The following is a 20,669-nucleotide window of genomic DNA, read 5'->3' on the forward strand; positions in this document are numbered from 1 at the left end:
CTAGGCCGGGAGACTGCACGCATGCTTACGGGCATTCACGGGGTCTGGTCCGCTGAGAGAAAACGTTCGATGAGGCCGATCTGCTCGGGCGTGTTCAGCGCCGGGGCATGGCCGCAGCCCGGGATGAGGGCGACGGCCGCGCGCGGGCCGCGTTCGCGCATGGCCTGGGCCGTCTCGGCGGTCAGCAGCGTCGAGTCCTCGCCGCGCAGGCAGAGCACGGGCAGGTCGAGCTGGTCCCAGGCGTTCCACAGCTGGTAGTCGTCGGGATGGTGGTCGAACTGCTGCACCAGGGCGGGGTCGTAGTGCGTCGTCACGCGGCCGTCGGGCAGGCGGCGCAGCGAGGTCTCGGTCAGGTGGCGCCATTGCGTGTCGCTCAGAAGACCGAAGCACGCATAGATCTCGCGGAAATAGGTTTCCAGTTCGCTGACGGTGGCAAAGCTCGGTGGCTGGCCGGCGTAGCTCTTGATGCGCTCCAGAGCCGGCGCGGCCAGCTCGGGGCCGTTGTCGTTCAGCACCAGACGCTTGATGCGGCCGCGCAGCCCGGTGGCCGCAGCCAGCGTGCCGATGGCGCCGCCCATGGAGGTGCCCACCCAGTGCACCTTGGTCAGGCCCAACTGGTCCAACAGGGCCTCGGCCTGCTCGACATAGAAGGACAGACAGTACTCGCGCGCCGGGTCGATGGCCCATTGCGACAGGCCGCGGCCCAGGGTGTCAGGGCAAACGAGATGCCAGCGATGGCTGATGGCGGCCGCGAAATCGTCGAAGTCGCGGCTGCTGCGCGCCAGGCCGTGCCAGGCGATGACGGTGGGCGTGCGCGGGTCACCCCATTCGGTGACGTGGATCTCGCGACCCAGGCAGTTCAGGTAACGCGATCTCATGTTTTGGTTTCTCCCCTTGCGCGCGTCCACGCCGCCAGCCTCAGCCGCCCGACGATGCCGCCGGGGAAGTGGTAGACGGCCAGCACGAAAAGCAGGCCCAGCCACAGCAGCCAGCGGTCGGGTGACACGAGGGTGCTGAGCACAGGCACGCCTTCGACCAGCGAGCCGGCGCCTTTCAGCAGGGCCTGCAGATAGTTCTGCGCGACGATGAAGAGGACGCTGCCGATGACGGCGCCGTAGATGGAGCCCATGCCGCCGATGACGACGATGAGCAGCAGGTCCAGCATGATCTCCATGCTCATGGCCGTCTCAGGGCCGGTATAGCGCAGCCACAAGGCCAGCAGGGCCCCGCCGCAGCAAGCCAGCAGGGCCGCGATGACATTGGCGCCGGTGCGATAGACGACGGTCCGATAGCCGATGGCTTCGGCGCGGAACTCGTTCTCGCGGATGGCCTGCAGCACGCGGCCGAAGGGCGAATTGACGATGCGCAGCAGCAGCGCGATCAAGGCCGCGACGGCGATGAAGAGCAGGTAATAGGTCAGCAGCCGGCCGTCCAGCATGACGCCCAGGATGGGGTCATCCATGAACTCGGTCGACGGCTTCAGCACCTCGGGCAGCTGGAAGTTCAGGCCATCCTCACCGCCCGTGAAGTCACTCAGTTGCGAGGCCAGCGTCATGAAGGCCGAGGCGACGGCCAGCGTGATCATGGCGAAGAAGATGGCCTTCACACGCAGGCTGGCCAGGCCCATGGCCAGAGCCAGCACGGCACTCAGTGCGAGGGCGGCGATGAAGCCGATGCCCAGCGATGCCCAGTCCGAGCCCAACCGCGTCGAAGCGATGGCGATGCCATAGGCGCCGATACCGACGAACATGGTGTGGGCGAAGCTGACGATGCCGGTGTAACCCAGCAGCAGGTCGTAGCTCGCGACCAGCAGGATGAAGACCAGGATCTTGGCCGCGACGTTCAGCGCCTGCGTGCCCGGAAAGATGAAGGGCGCGCCGAGCAGGCCGACGAAGCAGGCGATCAGCAGCGCAGCGAGGATGCGGCTGCGCGGAAGGTCATGGGAGAGCAGCGTGCGGATCATCACTTGGCTCCCACCGGGTAGAGGCCCTGGGGGCGCCACAACAGGATGGCGACCATCAGCCCGATGTTGGAGAACAGCGCCGCCTTCGGCGCGATGAAGCCGACGTAGTTGGCGACCAGGCCCACCAGCAGGGCGCCGACGAGGCAGCCCAGCGTCGAGCCCAGGCCGCCGATGATGATGACGATGAAGAGCAGCAGATTGACCTGGGCGCCGATCTGCGGCGTGACGCCCTGCTGCACCAGGCCCCAGAGCACACCGCCCAGGCCCGCCAGTGCGGCGCCGGCAACGAACACGCCGACGAAGAGACGCCGCACGCGATAGCCCAGAGCTTCGACCATCTCGCGGTCCTGCACGCCGGCGCGGATCAGCAGGCCGATCTTGGTGCGGTTCAGCACGAGCAGCAGGCCGACCAGCACCACGATGCCGATGAGCATGGACAGCACGCGGAACTTCTCGACGGCCACGTCACCGAACAGGAAGATGCCGCGCAGCGCATCGGGCAGCGGCAGCGGGATCAGCTGGGCGCCCCAGGTCGCCTTGATCAGCTCCTCGCCAATGATCATGCCGCCCATGGTGATGAGGATCTGCTTCAGGTGCTGGCCGTAGACCGGCCGCACCAGCACGCGCTCGAAGACGACGCCGACGGCTGCGGCGATGGCCATGCCGGCGAGGCAGGCGGCGGCCAGGGCGCCCAGGTTGGCGAAGACGCTGGGGTTGCTTGCCCACGGCGCCAGCGCGGCCAGCACGGTCGTCGCCATGAAGGCGCCCAGGGCGATGAAGACGCCGTGGCCGAAGTTCAGCACGTCCATCAGGCCGAAGACCAGCGTCAGGCCCGAGGCGATGACGAAGATGATCAGGCCCATGGCGACGCCGGCCAGGGTCAGGTTGAGCCAGGTGCTGGCGCTGCCGGTGAGGGGCAGGGCGAGCAGCATGAGGGCTGCGAGCAGCGCGAGGGGTTTGGGGTCAAGCTTCATGCTTGTTGGTTGTTTTTGCGAAGCGTGCTGCTGCTCGCTGCATTGCCGGGAGTCCGTCCCGGCGGCCGGGTAACTTTCTTCTGCGGCGCCAGAAGAAAGTCACCAAAGAAGAGGCGCTGAACCGCACTCGAGCGCCACGCCGCCACCAGCGGCGCGCGAAAACGCTCATCTCCATTTCGGGGCGAAGCGAACCGTTGCGCTCTCGCACACGACTTGTCACGGGCCAGGCTCATCGCATCAGCACCCCGTTCGACGCGCGGCTGCACGCCGGGCTCACCAAGACAGCCCAGTGCAGCGTCGCTCGGGCGACGCGGCTGTTCGGTATTTCCTGATGAGCCCGGCGTGCAGCCGGCGTTAACCGGCGTGAAGGGGCGATGGATGGTGGTCGTCATAGGGACAGCAGCGAGAGCGCAGCGGGTCGCGTGTAGGCGCGGCCCAATTCCGAGCATCGCGAGCGCTTCATCCCGCTCGAGTGCGGATTGCGTTAGCGCTCCTCTTTTGGTGACTTTTCTCTGGCGCGTCAGAGAAAGCCGAAGGCTTCGCCAAAAGTTACCCGCCCTCGCGGGGCGGAATCCCGCGGCACTGCATCGAGTCGAAAGGACAGTCGCAAAGGCAACCCAGGAATGTCGAGCTCTCATTGATGCGCCCCCAACGACAACCCCAGCAAGCGCTGCTGCAACTCCGCGTCTGCAATCAACGCAGCCATCGCCCCGCGATGCACGATCTTTCCGTCGTCCATCACCGCGACCTGGTCGCCCAGCTCGGCGGCGACACGGAAGTTCTGCTCGACGAGCAGCACCGTCGCCTGCGACGTCTTCTTCAGCTCGCGCAGCGCGGTGATGAGGTTGGCCACGATGGCCGGCGCCAGGCCCTTGCTGGGCTCGTCGATGACCAGCAACTCACGCGGCTCGATCATGGCCCGCGCAATCGCAAGCATCTGCTTCTGCCCGCCCGACAACTTGCCGGCTGGATGCGTCCAGAACGTCTTCAGCGCCGGGAACAGTCCGAACAGCCAGTCCAGCCGCTTCGCATCTAGGTCGCTCAGTCGCTTGGCAGACCGAGCTGCCAGCAGCAGGTTCTCAGCCACCGTCAGCTCGCCGAAGATTCCCATGGTCTCGGGCACATAGGCGATGCCGCGCGAGGCGATGTCGGGCGTGGCCAGCTTGGTGATGTCATGGCCCTTGAACGTCACCGTGCCGCTGCTGGCCGTCCACAGGCCCATCAGCGTGCGCAGGGTGCTGGTCTTGCCGGCGCCGTTGCGCCCCAGCAGCATGGTGACCTGGCCGGCCGGGACTTCGAGGTCCACGCCATGCAGGATGTGATACGCCCCGACGTGGGTGTGGACGCCCTTGAGTTCGAGCAAGTTCATGCCGCGACTCCCAGGTAAGCCTCTTGCACGATGGGCGAGGCGATGACGGTGGCCGGGTCGCCGTCGGCCACCAGCTTGCCCTGGTGCAAGACGATGATGCGGTCGGCCAGCTCGCGCACCACGTCCATCTTGTGTTCCACCAAGAGCAGGGTGTGCTTCTTTTCGGCCTTCAGCGCGCGGATCAGGTCCAGCACGACGGGCACCTCGTCCACGCTCATGCCGGCCGTCGGTTCGTCGAAGAGATAGACCTTGGGGTCGAGGGCAATCAGCATGGCCACCTCGAGCTTGCGCTGGTCGCCATGCGGCAGGCTGGCGGCGAGGTCGTCAGCGCGCGCGGCCAGGCGCACGCGCTCGAGGATGGCGCGGGCCTCGTCGATCAGTTCGCGGTGCGACAGCCACACCGACAGCATGCGCAGACCCAAGCCACGCCGGGCCTGGACGGCCAGGCGCACGTTCTCCAGCACGGTCAGATGGGCGAAGAGCTGGGTCAGCTGGAAGGCCCGGCCCAGGCCGCGCCGCGTGCGCACCGGCGCGGGTTGGTTCGTCAGGTTCTCGCCATCCAGCCAGACCTCGCCGCTGCTGGCCGGCAGCTGGCCCGAGATCAGGTTGAAGTAGGTCGTCTTGCCCGCGCCGTTGGGGCCGACGATGGCCGTCAGCGTGCCGGGCTGGAAGCTGCACGACACCGCATCGACGGCCACGTGGCCGCCGAATCGGATGGTGAGATTCTTGGTTTCAAGCATGGGTGTTCAAGGACAGGTGCCGATCACGTAGTACGCCGGCCCGGTCTGCTTCAGCGTCGTCGTCGTGAAGGTATTCCACAGGCCCATGTTCTGATTGCTGCCCTTGGCGTAGGTGTAGCCGCCGGACTGTGTCGCGCGGCCGGCCGTGGTGTGGGCGTAGTTGCTGCTCGTGAAACACACCGGCGCGGTGCCCGTCGTCGTGCCGGTGGCGGGAGCGGAGGTCGCACCCTCGGCGCCGGCGGAGTCGACGGCGCGCACCGTCCAGCTATAGGTGGTGGCTGCGGCCAGGCCGGTATCGGTGAAGTTGGTCGCCATCACCAGCGAGGCATTGGCTCGGGTAGCGGCGCGATAAACGTTGTAGCCGCTGGCACCCGTGACGGCGGCCCAGCTGACGACCATGCTGCTGGCCGTCGCGCCCGAGGTCGCGACACCCGTCGGTGCCGGCAGCGTGCCGCCACCTCCGCCACCCGAGCCGCTGCCCGAGGCGACGCGGTCCACCATGGCCTTGATGGCGGTGATCTGCACGCCGCTCTTGCGCGCGAAGTCGGCGCCATACCAGCCTATCCAGTCCCAGCAGGCATTGGGGTTGGCCAGCGAGCCGCTGGCGGCCGTGCTGTGGCTGGTGTTGTCGACCTTGGTCTGCGGGAACAGCACGACGATCTTGTTGGTGTCGGCCCAGCGCGTGTAGCCGGTGTTCTTGATGAACTTGTCGCCGATATTGCCGTAGCTCTGCTGGCAGCCGTGCAGGGCGACATGCAGCTTGCATTGATTGGCACCGCCCGAGCAGGCGGCCGGCACATAGATCCAGCCGGTGGCGGCCATGCCAGGGTTGCCGGCGCTGTAGGCCGATTGGTCGAACTCGATGTAGTTAGCGGCGGCCGGTGCGTCGTTGCGCGCGTTCAGCGCGCCGTAGAACTGCGTGAGGGCCGCCTTGGCGCCGTCATAGCCGCAGTTGCTGATATAGGGCGAGGCGGCGCTCGAGCAGCTGTTGTTGCCGGTGGCGTCGAAGTCCGTCGGGAAGACATGGGCGGTGCTGGCCCGCTTCACGTACTGGGGCGTTGCGCCGTTGTTGGTGTACTGCGTATTGACGGCATCCATCGGGTTGGGGCCGACGGTGGTGTCGCTCGTGCCGACGAAGAGATAGATCTTCTGCGCCGCCACATTGGCCTTGGCGTCGATGCTGCTGCCGCTCCAGTTGTTGATGTCGGCCTGCATGATGCTGAGCTGGCTCGCACTGATGCTGGCGTTGTACATGCAGGCCGTGTAGTTGCTGTGGCCGGCGCACATATAGGGGCCGCCGGCAAAGACGCCGACGCCCTTGAAGGTGGCCGAGTGCGCATAGCCCAGCTGGTTGGCCATGAAGCCGCCCGAGGACAGGCCCGACACCGAGATGCTGCCGGTGTCGATGTTGAGGGCGGGCAGGTTCACGGCGGCATTCGCCGCGCCGGTGAGCGCAGCCAGCAACCATGGAATGGTGATCTTGAATCCGAACGACATGGGTTTGTCTCCTTCGAAGGCTTTGATGGGTACAGCTCTTCTCAGGCCCCGTGATGTCCGGGGCTTCCTCAATGCGTCGTATCTTGGAGTTAGGCCGGATCAGCGCTTGTTGCGGATCGGCACCTGCATCTCTTCCGGCTTGATCTCGCGCACCAGCTCAGGCACGCCCCAGGGGAAGGCGGGGTCGACCTTGATGCGGAAGTGGTACATGGACTGCATGGCCTGGTGGTCTTCGGCGCGGAAGGTCATCTTGCCCTTGGGCGTCTCGAAGCTCATGCCTTCCATGGTCTTGATGAGCTTGTTGGTCGCCGTGTCGCCATTCGTCTTCTTCAGCGCCTCCACCAGAGCGATGGCCGCGCTCATGCCGCCGGCCGTGAAGAAGTCGGGCGGCTGCTTGAACTGCTTGTAGTGGTTGGCGACCAGCCACTCATTGACCGGGTTCTTCGGGATGCCGAAGTAGTAGTAGGTCGCGCCCTCCATGCCGGGGAACTGCTTGTAGGCCGTCATGGCCGGCAGGATGTTGCCGCCCGAGCCGACGCCGATGCCGTAGCGCTTTTGCAGATCGAGCGCGGCCAGCGCGCCGAAGGGCGGCGTGGCGCCGGCCCACACGACGGCGATGACCTTGGGACCTTGCTTGTCCTTGAGCGCATCCACCAGGCGCTGGATGCCGGCGGTGAAGTCCGTCGTCGCCGTAGGCAGGTATTCCTCGTGGACGATCTTGGCCTTCTTCAGCGCTTCCTTGTAGGCCTTCACGGCGTCGCGGCCGAAGGCGTAGTCCTGGGCCAGGATGCCGATGTTCAAGCCGGCGATGTCGGAGGCGACGGCATTGCCGATGGCGTCTTGCGACGAGTTGCGGCCGGTGCGGAAGATGTATTTGTTCCACTTGTCGCCGGTGATGGAGTCGGCCACGGCCGGCTCCACCAGCAAGATCTTCTTGTACTCCTCGGCGACAGGCAGCATGGCCAGGGCCACGCCGCTGGACGAGGGCCCAACGGCGATGTCGGCCTTGTCGTCGCCATAGGCCGCGGCCAGCAGGCTCTTGCCCACGTCGGGCTTGCCCTGGTCGTCCTTCTCGATGACGACGAGCTTCTTGCCCGCGACCGTCATGCTGCCGCCGGTGGCGTAGTCCAGGCCCATCATGAAGCCGGTCTGCGTCTGCTTGCCATAGGCTTCCAGCGGGCCGGTCTTGCTGTAGACATGGGCGATGCGGATTTCATTGCCGGCGGCCAGGGTCAGGCCAGGCAGGGCGACCGCGAGGGTGGCGGCAGCGATGGCAAAGCGGCGCGTGGTGAGGCGCATGGGGCTTGTCTCCTGAAGTCTGGGCTGTCTGCTCTGTCGGCAGACGGTGTCTTCCCTTTTTGCAAGGGCCGTGCCCGGCGGGGAAGGGGGCGCCGGGGCGGTTTTCGTGCGGGTTGTCCCGAGGTTTTTGGCCGTTAGGGACGGTGGGAGTGTCCGAAATTCAGGCGTTGTCCGAAAGCTGGACTTCCAGGTCAGGCCAGCGCGCCAGTCTCTCGTACAACGACGCCCGCGAAATCTGCAGCAACCTCGCCGCCGCCATCCGGTTGCCGCCCGTCGCTTGCAAGGCTCGAGTAATCGCGTCGCGTTCCAGCGCCTCGATCAGCTCGGGCAGAGGCGCAACAGCCTGGGCCGTCGTGACAGCGGGTGCCGCAGGCTGAGGCGACGGCGCGGCCGCGGCGGCCGCGGCAGTCGCCGCCGGCGCCACCGCCCCACCCTGGAAATGTCCCGCCGTCAACTGCATGTCGTCGCTCATCAGGCTGACCTGCTCCAGCGTGTTGCGCAGCTCGCGGATATTGCCGGGCCAGGGCTGCTGCATCAGCCATTCGATGGCGTCGGGGCTCAAGAGCTTCTGCGGCATGCCGCTGCGGCGGGCGATGTCTTCGCCCAGGGCCTCGGCCAGGGCCTCGATGTCGTCCAGGCGCTCGCGCAAGGCCGGCACGCGGATGGGCAGCACGTTGAGGCGGTAGTACAGGTCGGCGCGGAACTGGCCTGCGGCGACCATGGCGGCCAGGTCGCGGCTGGTGGCGGCAATCACGCGCACGTCCACGCGCAGCACCGTGTTGCTGCCAAGCGGCTCCACCTCCTGCTCCTGCAGCACCCGCAGCAGCTTGCTCTGCAGCGCCAGCGGCATGTCGCCGATCTCGTCGAGGAACAGCGTGCCGCCGTCGGCCAGCTTGAACTTGCCGTCGCGACCCTTGCGCTCGGCGCCCGTGTAGGCGCCCGGCGCGACGCCGAAGAACTCGGCCTCCAGCAGGGTTTCGGGCACGGCGGCGATGTTGACGCCCACCAGCGGCCGGTGGGCGCGGCGCGAGGCCGAGTGGATGGCATGGGCCATGAGCTCCTTGCCGGTGCCGGTCTCGCCCAGCAGCAGCACGGTGGAGTCGGTCTGGGCGACGCGGCGGGCCTGGCGCTTCACTTCCAGGGCCGCCGGGCTGGCGCCGATGAAGCTGGCGATCGTGTACTTGGGCCGGCGCTGGGCGGCGAGCTGGCGCCGCGTGTCTTCCAGCTCCTGCTGCAGGCGCGCGAATTTCTGGATCAGCGGCTGCATGGTCGTCTCGGGATGGTCCAGCAGGACCAGGCCCAGGGCGCCGATGACCTCGCCGGCGTCATTCCTCAGCGGCAGGCGGCTGACCAGAAAGGTACCGGCCTTGTTGGTCAGCAGGTCCACCAGCACCGGCTTGCCGTTCTCCAGCACCTGCAGCATCTGGGTGTTGGGCACGACGTCCTCGACCCGCTTGCCGACGAACTCGTGCTCGTCGTTGAAGCCCAGGGCCGGCAGGAAGCGCTTGTAGCCCTCGCTGATCCAGACGACGCGGTGGTTGCGGTCGATGACCATCATCCCTTCCGTCGACCGGGCCAGCACGTCGAACATCGACTGCGCGGCCAGGCGCAGCAACCCGTCGACATCCTGGGGGATGCCGGCGGGCGGTGTCTGGTTTTTGGACAGAGGCATGACCGGCGCAATGTACCGCGCCGGCCCTGCCCCCTCGGCCAGGCCGTAGCCGCTCAGTCTCACCTTTAGAACTTCAGCGTGCCACCCAGCGTGAAGGTGCGCGGCGCACCGTAGTAGGCGTTCAGCACGCCCAGGGCCGCGATGTTGTAGCCATCGGTCTTGTAGGCCTTGTTGGTCAGGTTGCTGCCCTGCAGGAAGAAGCTCAGCTTGGCATCCTTCTCCCAGATCAGGCCGGCATTCACCAGCGTGTAGGCGTCCTGGGCGAGGGCTTCGGAGAGGTCGGTCGTCGGGTAGACCTTGCTGCGGTGGGTGACCCCCAGGCGCGAGCGCAGCGTGCCGACCTCCAGCTTGGCGTTGTGCTCGATGTTCAGGCCGGCCTGGAACTTGGGCGTGTTGGTGAACTTCTTCTGGTCGGCCACGTTGACGCCGCGGTCGATGTATTCGTCGTACTTGGCATCCAGGGCGGCCAGGTTGCCGCTGATGCGCCAGGCCGTGGACGGCATCCACAGGAACTCGACCTCGGCGCCCTGCACCGTGGCCTTGCCGGCGTTGGTGAAGTCGCCGAAGAAGCCGGGCTGGCCGTTGGCCTGGGTGTAGCTGGTGAAGACGGACAGCTGCACGTTCTTGTACTTGTTGTGGAACAGGGCCGTGTTCAGCTCCAGGCGGCCGCCGTCCAGGATCATCTTGGCACCGACCTCCAGCGAGTCGAGCTTCTCGTCGGCGAAGGGCCGGCCCGACGACGGGAAGGCCACGGTGTTGGCGCGGATGTTGTAGCCGCCGCTCTTGAAGCCGCGCGAGGCAGTCGTGTAGAGCTTGATCGCCTGGCTGGCCTTGTATTCGAGGGACAGGCGCGGCGAGGTGTTGCTGACCGACAGACTCTTGTCGAAGTTGGCCGGCACGGCGATGGGTGTGCCGCTGAACGTGTCGTTGGCGAAAGCCTGGTTCAGCACGACGGCGCGCTTGTCCTCCTGGGTGTAGCGCAGGCCGGTGCTGACGCTGAACTGTGGCGTCAGGCGCCAGCTCCAGTCGCCGAAGACGGCCTTGCCCTCGGTGTAGACCAGGCCGTTGGTCGTGCCGAAGCTCAGGTTGAAGAAGTTGTTGCGCACCGTGCCGCCGGCGCGGCCGTCGAAGTAGTAGAGGCCGATGACGCCGGAGTGGTTCTGGCCCTCGTAGATGGCCTGCAGCTCGTGGCTTTGCGAGCTGTCGTGGTACTCGGCGCGCACGTCGGCGATCTTGTTGGGCAGGCCGTCGAAGTCGATGGAGGTGTTGGTGTCCGAGGCGCGGTGGGCCAGGATGTACTTGAGGCTCCAGTCAGCACTGACGCCCCAGTTCAGCGTCAGTGATTCGCCTTCGCTCTGGGTGCGGTTGGCATTGGGCATGCCGGTGGCGATGTCGTAGCGGCCCGTGGTGGGCGGCGTCTTGGCGGGATCGAAGGGGTTGACGTTCAGGCGCTGGAAGCCGCGCATATGTGAGTCGTCATGGGTGCGGTCCACCGATACCTGGGCGTTGAACGTGGAGCCGGTCGGGAACCAGCCCATGGAGACGCGGCCGCTGGTCGTCGCCTGGTCGCTGACAGGGCTGCCGTCGGTCAGGTTCTTGCCGTAGCCCTCGCGGTTGAGGCTGGCGCCGGCAAGCCGGAAGCGGAACTGGCCATCGGCGACGGCCGTGCCCACGCCGCCCTTGGCCGTCACCTGGCCGTAGTTGCCGATGGCCAGCGTCACCGAGCCTTCGGTGGCCTGAGGCAGCGGCTTGGACACGTATTTCACCGCGCCGCCGATGGTGTTCTTGCCGTACAGCGTGCCCTGGGGGCCGCGCAGCACTTCGACGCGCTGTACGTCGTAGACGTCCAGCAGCGCCCCCTGGGGGCGGGCGATGTAGACGTCGTCGAAATAGATGCCCACGCCGGGGTCCACGCCCCACAGCGGGTCGGCCTGGCCGACGCCGCGGATGAAGGTGGTGATGGTGGTGTTGCTGCCGCGTGCGGCATAGATGGTCAGGTTGGGCACCTGGCCCTGCAGGTCGCCGAGGTCCTTGATGGCCAGCTTGTCCAGCTGCTCGGCGGTGAGGGCCGTGACGGCGACCGGCACATCCTGCAGCGACTCCTCGCGCTTGCGCGCCGTGACCTTGACGACGTCCAGCGTCGTCACCTGCGGTTCGGCGGCGGGCGTGGTTTGCGCGGCTGCGGGCAGGGCGGTGCTGGAAGCCGCAATGGCGGCAAGGATGGCGAAATGCAGCGGCGAAGGCGCCGGCAGGCGTCGGGGCATGGCTTGTCTCCTGGTTGTCGTCGTAATGGATGCCAGGCTCCCAAAGCGCAAAAGCCATGCCCGCGCCAACTCGGGGCAAAGTCCAGGCAAACCCTTGCGAGCTAACCCGCGGTTTTGCTGTCCAAAGTGGCGCCACTGTCCGGAAAGCAGTCATTGCGGGTGAGCCGCGATGTCCAGCTGGCAGACAACACCCCTGGGGGCTGCAGGGCTGCGGCGGCGCCGATATGCTGCGCCGCTTCCCTTCATCCCCCCGGAGACGAACGATGCTCAAACGCCTGCTTCCCGCCGCTCTCGCCCTCGCCTTCAGCGCCACCACGGCCCTCGCCGCCGGCCCGCAGCTCAAAGGCCAGGCGCCGGGTTGGTACCGCCTGCAGCTTGGCGACTTCGAGATCACCGCGCTGAATGACGGCACGCTGGATCTGCCGGTCGACAAGCTGCTGCAGCAACCTGCACCTCAAACGATCAAGGCCCTGCAGCATGCCTACCTCGGCGTGCCGCTGGAGACCTCGGTCAACGCCTACCTTGTCAATACCGGCTCCAAGCTCGTGCTGGTGGACACCGGCGCTGCCAGCATGTTCGGCCCGACGCTGGGCCGCCTGTTGACCAGCCTGAAGGCCTCGGGCTACGCGCCCGAGCAGGTCGACGAGATCGTCATCACCCATATGCACGGTGACCACATCGGCGGCGCCTCCAGCGCGACCTTCCCGAATGCCGCCCTGCGCATCGACAAGCGCGACAGCGACTATTGGCTGGCGCCCGAGCAGGTCAACAAGGGCGAGGGCGGCAAGGCCATCGCCGCCCTGGTCAAGGGCTTTGCCGATGCGGGGCGCTTCAAGCCCTTCGAGGGCAGCGCCGCCGGCGTCGAGATCGTGCCCGGCTTCAAGGCCTTCCCGGCCTATGGCCACACGCCTGGCCACAGCAACTATGTCGCCGAGAGCAAGGGCCAGAAGATGATGTTCTGGGGCGACCTGATGCATGTCGCCGCCGTGCAGTTCGCCGAGCCCGCGGTGACCATCCAATTCGACTCCGATCCCAAGGCCGCCGCACCGGCGCGCGAGAAGGCCTATGCCGCCGCGGCCAAGGACGGCTACTACGTCGCGGTGACGCACGTCAGCTTCCCCGGCATCGGCAAGCTGCGCGCCGATGGCAAGGGCTATGACTGGCTGCCGGTGAACTACTCGGCCAACCGTTGAGGCCCGCTGGCGAGCGGGATCGGGTCAGTCGGCCGGCCCGAGATCCCGCATGCGGACCAGCGTACCGCGGTCGAAGGCGAGGTAGCCGCCGCTGACCGCGGCGGCGATGTTGAAGTTGGACAAAATTCCGACGCCTTCGTTGATGAACAGCGCGATTTCCTTGCCGTCCGGGCTCAGCCTCCAATGGCTGGAGGGGCCGTTGCCCAGAGTCGACCCCTGCGCCACCCGCCATCTGCCATCGCTGTACAGGAGGTGCTGGCTTCCGCTTTCCGAGGGATTGAACTGGCTCGGCGAATCCAGGATCAACCAGCGTCGAGCCGCCTTGGCGGCGTCCAGCTTGGCCTCGGGCGCCTTCACGACGGCACGCAGCGCACGGTTGGATGCCACGCCGTCCAGTTCGCTTTCAACCAGCCAGTACTCCAGGTTGTCCTCGCCCTGCCAGAGACGCGTGTAGCGCTGGGCGAACTTGCCGTTGAGGTCAGCACCGGAAAAGAGCAAGCTGCCCGCCACCAACTGACCTTTCACAGGTCCTTTGTCGAGCGTGCCGTCGAACGTTGTCTCGGCGCCGTCCAGGCAGAGGCAACGGGCCTCGCCCGACGTGGCGGGAATCGCGACGCCGGCCCAGCGCGTGTTCGGTGCGAAGTCCGCCATCGTCAGCGGCAGCTTGTCGCGCTGCACATCGAAGCTGATCACCGGCTTCCACTCCGACCAGGCGAATTGGCATTGGGGAAGTTCCGGCGAGCCCGTGCAGCCCGGGGCCCTCGCGTATTCACGCAGCATCAGCTCCGGCCGGGCCTGCGGGTCGGCGCTGCGCACCTTGCGCAGCAGAAAGCCCCCGTAAGTCCAGAGGCCGCCCTCATAGCTACCGTCGAGCACGGTGATGCGCAAGGCGTCACCGTCGTATTCCCAGCGGGAGGCAATCTGCCTCGGAATGCCGTTGCGATCGAAGTCAAAGAAGGACGCCCCGCCGCCGGGCTTCAGATCGAAGATGAAACTGGCGGTGCCGGCAACGGCCAGCAGGCTTCCTGCTGCGGCGACGGTGGGCGGCGATGCATCCGTGACGGCGGTGGTGGTTGCGCTCATGCCGGTGAAGCCGTCGGAACCGGCCAGCGCCTTGCGGTTCGCCAACGCGAGCGCGCTCGAGTCGCTGACCAGCTTCAACGTGGTCTGCACGCCGTCGGGCAGCGAAGCGCCGCCTTCAGCCACGCGGCGGAACTGGGTGACGGTGTCGATCAGGTCGTCAGGGTTGGTGCGTGTGAGGCCCTGACGCAAGGCTGTGGAACTGGAGGGCAGGCTGCCTTTCTGCGCCAGCAGGCCCTGCCGCGCCGAGCTCAACGCATCCAGCGTCAATGCGGGCCATTTCGTTTCGTTCAGCTTCTGGGCGGTCGACGCGGAGAACAGCAGGCTGAAGTCCCCGATGAGGCTGCCCATCGCCAGCGTGGCCTTGGAGCCGCTGCCCTTGGCGGTCAAAGTGACGAAGGCGTCGGCGCGCGAACTCCTGACCGCGAGCTTGTAGGCGCCCTGGGCGTCCGCCGTGGTCGTGAACTGCTTGTCGCCGACCTGGGCCGTGACCTCCATCCCCTTGCCGTCGGGACTGATGCTGCCGCTGAGTTCTAGCTCGGCCTCGACGGTCAGCTTGACCGTCGCCGTGCTGCCGGCGGCGCCCGACTCGGCGCGGTAGCTGAATTGATCCGCGCCGTAGTAGCCGGCGTCCGGCGTGTATTGCAACGTCGCGCCTTGAACGGTGACCTTGCCGTGCGCGGGAGCGGTGGCCACGCTCAGCGTGGGCGAGGCGCCTGCGCTGACACTGTCGTTGGCCAGCACGCTCAGGACAGTGGCCGGGCCTGTCGCGACGGTGAACTGGTCGTCCACCGCGCTCACCGTCGTCGCCGGCCCGGCCGTATCGGAGCCGCCCCCACACGCCGCCAGACTGGCCAACAACACGATGACACCGAGGCCCGACAAATGCTGCCGACGGCGCGACTGCGCTCCGGCGAGAACTCTGCAATACATACTTTTTTCTCCCTTGCTGTTCTGGCGGCTGTCTTTATACCGGTTCAGCCGGCGACTGCTAACGCTTCATGCCGTTGGGTGCGTCGCTCTGGTGGCGTTGACGTGGTCGTGCGCTCAAGCGCCCAGCAGTTCACCTATGGGCTGCAGCCCGTCCACCCGGTCGCACACGGCCTTGGCGCTGGCCAGGATGGGCACGCCCAGCAGCAGGCCCCACAGCCCCCAAAGCCAGCCGAAGGCCAGTACGCCGATGAAGACGGCGACCGGGTTCATGCGGCTGCTGCGGCTGCTCAGGTACGGCATCAGCAGATTGCCCGACAGCGTGTGCACGCCCAGCGCAATGCCTGACACCAGCAGTGCCATGTCAACGCTGCCGAACTGCACGAAGCTCATCAGGCCGGCGCTGGTGGTCAGCACGGCGGCGCCGATGTAGGGAATGAAGTCCCCCACGAAGGCCACCACGCCCCAGACGGCGGCGTGCTCGACGCCCACGGCCGTGAAGGCCAGCCAGATGGTCAGGCCCACCACGGCGCTGGTGAACACCTGCACCAGCAGATAGCGCTGGATCTGGTCGCCTATCTCGTCCAGGGTCTGGACGGTCAGGCGGCGCTTGGCAAAGGTCGGGCCGGCCAGATGCACGAGCTTGCGCCGGAAGGTGTCTCCGGCCGCCAGCAGGAAGAAGGCGATGAACACCACCACCGTGGCCGCGCCCGCCATGGCCAGCAGGCCCACCGTGCCGGTCCACAGATAGTCGTGCAGGTTGAAGCGCGGCCGCTCGACGACGACGCGGGTGATGCCGCGCGGAGGGGCCGTTGACGGTACCAGGGCGCTGGACTCGGCCGCCTGCTCCAGCTGCGTGGCGGCCTTCTGCACCTGGTCCAGTGCGCTGCCGCCGCCGGGCCGGCGGGACGCGATGGCTGCCTTCACCTTTTCGGCGGCGACGGGCAGCGATTCCAGCAGCTTGCTGGCGTCGTCCGACAGGGCGTAGCCCGTCCAGCCCACGCCACCCACCAGGCCCAGCAGCAGCACAGCCGCGGCCAGGGCGCGGGGCAGCCGCAGGCGCTGCAGCCGGTCGACCAGGGGATCCAGCGCGTAACTCAGCATCACGCCGAGCAGCATGGGCACGAAGAAGGCGCCGGCCCCATGCAGGGCGAACAGTACCGCCACCAGCGCCAGCACCGCCAGCGACAGGCTGCGCACGTCCACCGGCATGTGCAGGTGCAGCGGCTCGCCGGTGGGCGGGGCGGGGTCGATGCGGGAGGGAAGGGCGCTCATGAGACGGCAGCGTACGCGCTGTTACACCCGCTGTGCGGGCCCGCCGCGCGTGTCACGGCGTCGTCCGACAAGGGGGCGTTGCGGGCGCCGACAAGCCGCGTGGCCGGCTCGGGCCGACCCTGGCGGCATGCATCTTTTCACCCACAGGTTTGCGCGCCAGACCGCGCGCGTGCTGCACAACCCCTGGGGCTTTGCCTGGCAGACGTTGAAGGCTTTCCGCGCCAACCAGGGCCTGCTGCTGGCTGGCGCGGTGGCCTATTACGCACTGCTGTCCATCGTGCCGCTGCTCATCCTCAGCGTCATCGCGCTGTCGCACTGGGTGGACCAGGCGCGGCTGCTGCAGACGGTGGGCCGCTACCTGGAATGGCTGGTGCCGGGTCAGTCGACGGCCGTGGTGACCGAGCTGGCGCGCTTCCTGGCCCATCGCGAGGTGATGGGCTGGGTGCTGCTGGTCAGCATGCTGTTCTTCAGCTCCCTGGCCTTCTCGGTGCTGGAGAGCGCGATGGCGGTGATCTTCCATCACCGGCGCAAGCTGCAGCAGCGCCACTTCCTGACGTCGGCCCTGATTCCCTACCTCTACATCCTCTGCCTGAGCCTGGGCCTGCTGCTGGTGACGCTGGTGGCGGGGCGCTTCCAGGCCCTGGGCCAGCGCGAGGTGGAGTTGCTGGGCCTGAGCTGGTCGCTGGACGGCGTCTCCGGCCTCATGCTGTATCTGCTGGGCTTTGCGGGCGAGGTCTTCGTGCTGGCCTCGGTCTATATGGTCATGCCCGGCGGCCGGCCCTCGCTGCCGCTGGCCCTGATCGGCGCGCTGGCGGCGGCCCTGCTGTGGGAGCTGTCGCGCCATGTGCTGGTCTGGTACTTCGGCACCCTGTCGCAGATAGGCACCGTCTACGGCTCGCTCACCACGGCCATCGCCGTGCTGCTGAGCCTGGAGATCGGCGCCACGCTGCTGCTGTTCGGCGCCCAGGTCATTGCGGAGTTCGAGCGGCTGGACGCGCCTTGAGCATGCGGATGATCGTCGTGGCGTTGATGAGCGCGATGACGACCTCCAGCGCCGTGCCGCCGATGGAGCCGACGATCAGGTTGTTGGCGATCCACAGGCCCGTGCCGCACATCATCAGCAGGCGCATCGGGATGCCTTGCAGCGTGAACAGGGCGATGGTGCCCAGGCAGGAGGCCGTCAACGGCAGCCAGTCGCTGGGCTTGGACGCGATGGCCAGGCCAAAGCCGATATTGGCCGCGACCACGCCCACCGCCACCCACTTCGATCGCGTGTACAGCGACAGCAGCGAGCGCAGCATGGACAGCGACAAGCTCGCCACCGCCGTCGGGTTGCCCAGCAGCGCGAAGTGGGCGATGTAGGCGATGCACTCGCCCGTCATGAACCACTTGAAGCGGCGGTCGTCGGTCTGCAGGAAACAGGCGACGCCGAGGACGAAGGCGACATAGCCCAGCAATTGGGCGGGCGAGAACCAGTCGTTGGCGAACATGCGGGCAGGGCGTTGGCCCCCTCGAACTAGGGAGGCGTCTCGGCGGGGCCTGGATTGTCCCGCCGACGCCAGGAAAGCCAGGCTTCGCGCGACGCCTATCCGCATTCCCGGTGGTTATGCGCCCCGCTCGAATTGGCAGCGGGCTCGCGGACTAACCCGGTGTTGCGTGAACAGCCGTTTGCGGACCATGCGCCCGCCTCAGCTCCGCGACGCCGTCGCCCGCCTGCCATGACCCTCCAGAAGACGCTGTTCGCCGCCATCGCCCTGACGGGCCTGTTGAGCGGCATGCCGGCCCGGGCCGAACTCCAACTGCGCGCCAACGGCAGCATGGTCTATGACACCGCCAGCCACCTGACCTGGATTGCCGACGCCAGCATCGGTGGCCTGCGCACCCAGGCCGATGCCATGCAGTGGGCGGCGGGCTTGAGCTTTGGCGGCTTCGATGACTGGCGCCTGCCCAGCGTCGCACCGGTCAACGGCATTGCGCTGCAGCTCGACTATTCCGACGACGGCTCCACCGACATCGGCATCAACAACGCCGGCAGCAACAGCGAGTTCGGCCACCTCTACTACACCAGCCTCGGCAACACTGCCGCCGGGCTGGCGCAGACGGGCCCCTTCAGCGGCCTGGTCGATCCGAACAACGCCGTCGGTCCCGTGTTCTGGACCGGCACGGCGGGCGAGCCGGGCTGGGGCCTGGCCTTCTTCATCGGCATGGGCGCCCAGGACCAGCTCGCCAGCGACACCCTGGCCCGGGCCTGGGCCGTGCGCGTGGGCGACGTGGTCGCCGTGCCGGAACCGGGCAGCGTGGCGCTGACGCTGGTCGGACTGCTGGCCATCGCGGTGCGCCGCCGTGCCCACTGAGGAGACGAGCATGAAGCAACTCCTCGCCATCCTCTGCCTCGCCGTCGGCGGCCTTGCCCACGCCGGCTACACCGCCACGCCCAACGACTGGGCCTGCACCAACAAGGTCGGCGGCACCTGGACCCACGGCCGCGCCCCCTCGGGCTGCGACGCCAATGCCTTCGGCCCCGACAGCTTCGTGCGCGGCAACTACGGCGGCGTCATCTTCAGCGACGCCTCCGCCAATCTCGTCGACGAGCGCAAGCGCTATATGCAGGCCATGTACCCGGCCATCCGCGACGCCAGCGAGCGCTATCTGCGCTCGCGCAAGCCGGCGGTGTCCGCGCGCGAGCTGGAGGCCTTCCAGCGCGGCACCTTTGCGACGCTGCGCCAGGAGACCTTCTGGTCGCACTACCGCGATGCCCAGACCGCCGCCGGCCAGCCCTGGATGCTGAAGATGATGCGCGGCGACAGCGGCCATGGCCACGGCATGATGCAGGTCGACGACCGCTATCACTTCGTCCAGCTCCAGCAAGGCAAGGGCTGGAACATGATGCAGAACTTCACCTATGCCATCGACATCTACTACGCCGCGTGGGAGTCCGCACCCGCCAGCTGCCTGGGCGGCGTGACTTCGCCGACCGGCACCGCGGCCGAGGTGGACGAATACTGGCGCAGCCGCGCGCGCTCGGCCTGGTCGGCCTACAACGGCGGCCCGACCAAGGTCTGCCGCTGGCAGAACACGGCCGACGTCAACGTCGCCAAGGACAACGGCTACCGCGACAACTTCGACGCGCGGCTCTGGCTGGTCGACATTGCCGACCTCAACAAGGCCGCCGGCATCGACGTCGCCTGCCTGATGGACGACGGGCCGCAATGTCCGGTGCCGGTGGGCGGCGCGGTCGAGGCCGGCAAGCTGCTGCAGGTCGGCAGCGCCGCCTGCGTGCTCAATGCCGGCACGCTGGAATGCGTGGACGATGTGCGCGACGCCGCCTGCCTCGCCGGCCGCGCGCCCTTCGACGAGAACGGCATCGTGCAGGTCTATGTGGCGCAGACGGCCGGCTATGCCCGCATTGACCACAACCGCCATCAGCTTTGCCGCTCCCAGGTCGCGGGCCTGCAGTCCCTGGCCAGCGCCATCGCCACACTGCAGCCGTTGGAGCTGCGCTCGGCCCCCAACGGCATGGTGCTGGGCCTGGCGGCGGCCGGCAGCTACCAGGTGCTGGACTTCATGGTCAGCGGTGCGCAGCAGCAAAAGCGCCTCTACCGCATCCGTGCCGACATCAACGGCGTGCTGGCCGACGGCTGGATCGACGCCGGTGACGCGGCCAGCCATGCCGGCATTGCCGTCGGCGCGGCTCCCGCGGGTCCGGGCGCCATCGCCTATGCGGGCGACTGGGTCAAGGTCGTGCCCAATCTCAATATGCGGGCCACGCCCGGTGGCGGCCTGCTGGTCGCCATTCCGGCCAATACCGCCGTGCAGGTCAAGGAGGTGTTCGGCACCGCCTCGGCCAACAACCTCTACTACCGCGTCGAGTACCTGCACAACGACGGCGTGCTGCGCGAGGGCTGGATCTTTGCGGGCAACCTCTACCCCGCGTCGACGCTGGCGAACTGGGCTCTGCCCACGGCGGCGCCCTCCGCGCACAAGCATGCCCATTGCCCCAACGGCACGCGCTACGACTCTCATCTGCGCCAGTGCATGAGCGCCAGCCAGACCTATGGCCCCTTCACGGCGGCGACCGTGCAGGCCTGCGTGGATGGCGGCGGCGGCGCCGTCTGCACGGCCAACCGCGCGACTGTCGTCGACGGCGTCGCGCTGGCCATGCCGATCTGGAGCAAGACCCTGGCAACGGCCGCCACTGGCAATGGCGACTGCCCGCGCGGCGCGGCGCGCTCGATGGCGCATCGCTTCCACTGCACGGAGGCCGTCACGCGAAACGGCGCTGCTGAGATCGATGTCTACGGCCCCTTCGGTACGGCCCTCGTCAATGCCTGCCTGGCGCGGTCAGGCAATGCCGCGTATTGCCGGACCAACCGCTGGCCAGCGGCCGCCTTCCTCTCGCTGCAACCCTGAATC

Annotated in this window: 17 protein-coding genes; 4 read left to right on the forward strand and 13 right to left on the reverse strand. The window is 67.5% G+C overall.

Going from position 1 to position 20,669, the window contains the following annotated elements:
• Positions 1-35: 35 nt before the first annotated feature.
• From J2X20_RS18385 to J2X20_RS18430, 10 genes are all read right to left on the reverse strand, one after another.
• The gene (locus J2X20_RS18385; RefSeq protein WP_310267486.1) at positions 36-878 is read right to left on the reverse strand and encodes an alpha/beta fold hydrolase; all 843 of its coding nucleotides are present in this window, start codon (positions 876-878) and stop codon (positions 36-38) included.
• Complete coding sequence (locus J2X20_RS18390; protein ID WP_310267489.1) at positions 875-1,963, reverse strand: branched-chain amino acid ABC transporter permease; 1,089 nt, start codon at positions 1,961-1,963, stop codon at positions 875-877. The genes J2X20_RS18385 and J2X20_RS18390 overlap by 4 nt, the downstream gene beginning before the upstream one ends.
• Positions 1,963-2,937 (reverse strand): branched-chain amino acid ABC transporter permease, encoded by a 975-nt coding sequence (locus tag J2X20_RS18395; protein WP_310267490.1) that lies wholly within the window; start codon positions 2,935-2,937, stop codon positions 1,963-1,965. Before J2X20_RS18395 ends, J2X20_RS18390 begins: the two co-directional genes overlap by 1 nt.
• A complete protein-coding gene (locus J2X20_RS18400; protein WP_310267492.1) occupies positions 2,934-3,329 on the reverse strand; it encodes a hypothetical protein in 396 nt (131 codons plus the stop codon). Before J2X20_RS18400 ends, J2X20_RS18395 begins: the two co-directional genes overlap by 4 nt.
• Positions 3,330-3,571: 242 nt before the next feature.
• Entirely contained in the window at positions 3,572-4,306 is a 735-nt protein-coding gene (locus J2X20_RS18405) for an ABC transporter ATP-binding protein (RefSeq protein WP_310267494.1), read from the reverse strand.
• On the reverse strand, positions 4,303-5,046 hold the full coding sequence (locus tag J2X20_RS18410; RefSeq protein ID WP_310267496.1) for an ABC transporter ATP-binding protein: 744 nt from the start codon (positions 5,044-5,046) through the stop codon (positions 4,303-4,305). Before J2X20_RS18410 ends, J2X20_RS18405 begins: the two co-directional genes overlap by 4 nt.
• Before the next feature lie 6 nt (positions 5,047-5,052).
• Positions 5,053-6,543, reverse strand: a complete 1,491-nt coding sequence (locus J2X20_RS18415; RefSeq protein ID WP_310267498.1) for an extracellular catalytic domain type 2 short-chain-length polyhydroxyalkanoate depolymerase — start codon at positions 6,541-6,543, stop codon at positions 5,053-5,055.
• A 99-nt stretch (positions 6,544-6,642) separates the two neighbouring features.
• The gene (locus J2X20_RS18420) at positions 6,643-7,842 is read right to left on the reverse strand and encodes a substrate-binding domain-containing protein (protein WP_310267500.1); all 1,200 of its coding nucleotides are present in this window, start codon (positions 7,840-7,842) and stop codon (positions 6,643-6,645) included.
• Positions 7,843-8,002: 160 nt separating this feature from the next.
• Positions 8,003-9,514 (reverse strand): sigma-54 interaction domain-containing protein, encoded by a 1,512-nt coding sequence (locus J2X20_RS18425; RefSeq protein WP_310267502.1) that lies wholly within the window; start codon positions 9,512-9,514, stop codon positions 8,003-8,005.
• A 65-nt stretch (positions 9,515-9,579) separates the two neighbouring features.
• Positions 9,580-11,778 (reverse strand): TonB-dependent receptor, encoded by a 2,199-nt coding sequence (locus J2X20_RS18430; protein WP_310267504.1) that lies wholly within the window; start codon positions 11,776-11,778, stop codon positions 9,580-9,582.
• Between the two features lie 263 nt (positions 11,779-12,041).
• Here J2X20_RS18430 and J2X20_RS18435 point away from each other — a divergent pair, with 263 nt between their 5' ends.
• Positions 12,042-12,971 carry an MBL fold metallo-hydrolase gene (locus tag J2X20_RS18435; protein ID WP_310267507.1) on the forward strand — a complete coding sequence of 310 codons (930 nt, stop codon included), beginning with the start codon at positions 12,042-12,044 and terminating at the stop codon, positions 12,969-12,971.
• A gap of 24 nt (positions 12,972-12,995) precedes the next feature.
• On the opposite strand, the gene J2X20_RS18440 is transcribed toward J2X20_RS18435, so the two are convergent.
• Together J2X20_RS18440 and J2X20_RS18445 are read right to left on the reverse strand one after the other, a co-directional pair.
• Positions 12,996-14,843 carry an Ig-like domain-containing protein gene (locus tag J2X20_RS18440; protein ID WP_310267509.1) on the reverse strand — a complete coding sequence of 616 codons (1,848 nt, stop codon included), beginning with the start codon at positions 14,841-14,843 and terminating at the stop codon, positions 12,996-12,998.
• Positions 14,844-15,098: 255 nt separating this feature from the next.
• The gene (locus J2X20_RS18445; protein ID WP_310267510.1) at positions 15,099-16,256 is read right to left on the reverse strand and encodes an AI-2E family transporter; all 1,158 of its coding nucleotides are present in this window, start codon (positions 16,254-16,256) and stop codon (positions 15,099-15,101) included.
• 127 nt (positions 16,257-16,383) lie between these two features.
• Here J2X20_RS18445 and J2X20_RS18450 point away from each other — a divergent pair, with 127 nt between their 5' ends.
• Positions 16,384-17,259 carry a YihY/virulence factor BrkB family protein gene (locus J2X20_RS18450; RefSeq protein WP_310267512.1) on the forward strand — a complete coding sequence of 292 codons (876 nt, stop codon included), beginning with the start codon at positions 16,384-16,386 and terminating at the stop codon, positions 17,257-17,259.
• Here the strand turns inward: J2X20_RS18450 and J2X20_RS18455 are convergent.
• A complete protein-coding gene (locus J2X20_RS18455) occupies positions 17,225-17,746 on the reverse strand; it encodes a YgjV family protein (RefSeq protein ID WP_310267514.1) in 522 nt (173 codons plus the stop codon). The genes J2X20_RS18450 and J2X20_RS18455 overlap by 35 nt on opposite strands.
• 228 nt (positions 17,747-17,974) lie before the next feature.
• Here J2X20_RS18455 and J2X20_RS18460 point away from each other — a divergent pair, with 228 nt between their 5' ends.
• Together J2X20_RS18460 and J2X20_RS18465 are read left to right on the forward strand one after the other, a co-directional pair.
• Positions 17,975-18,610, forward strand: a complete 636-nt coding sequence (locus J2X20_RS18460; protein ID WP_310267516.1) for a PEP-CTERM sorting domain-containing protein — start codon at positions 17,975-17,977, stop codon at positions 18,608-18,610.
• Positions 18,611-18,620: 10 nt separating this feature from the next.
• Positions 18,621-20,666, forward strand: a complete 2,046-nt coding sequence (locus J2X20_RS18465; protein WP_310267518.1) for a hypothetical protein — start codon at positions 18,621-18,623, stop codon at positions 20,664-20,666.
• Positions 20,667-20,669: the final 3 nt, after the last annotated feature.

Origin of the sequence: Roseateles saccharophilus, assembly GCF_031458095.1 — a bacterium.
Lineage (GTDB): Bacteria > Pseudomonadota > Gammaproteobacteria > Burkholderiales > Burkholderiaceae_C > Pelomonas > Pelomonas saccharophila_A.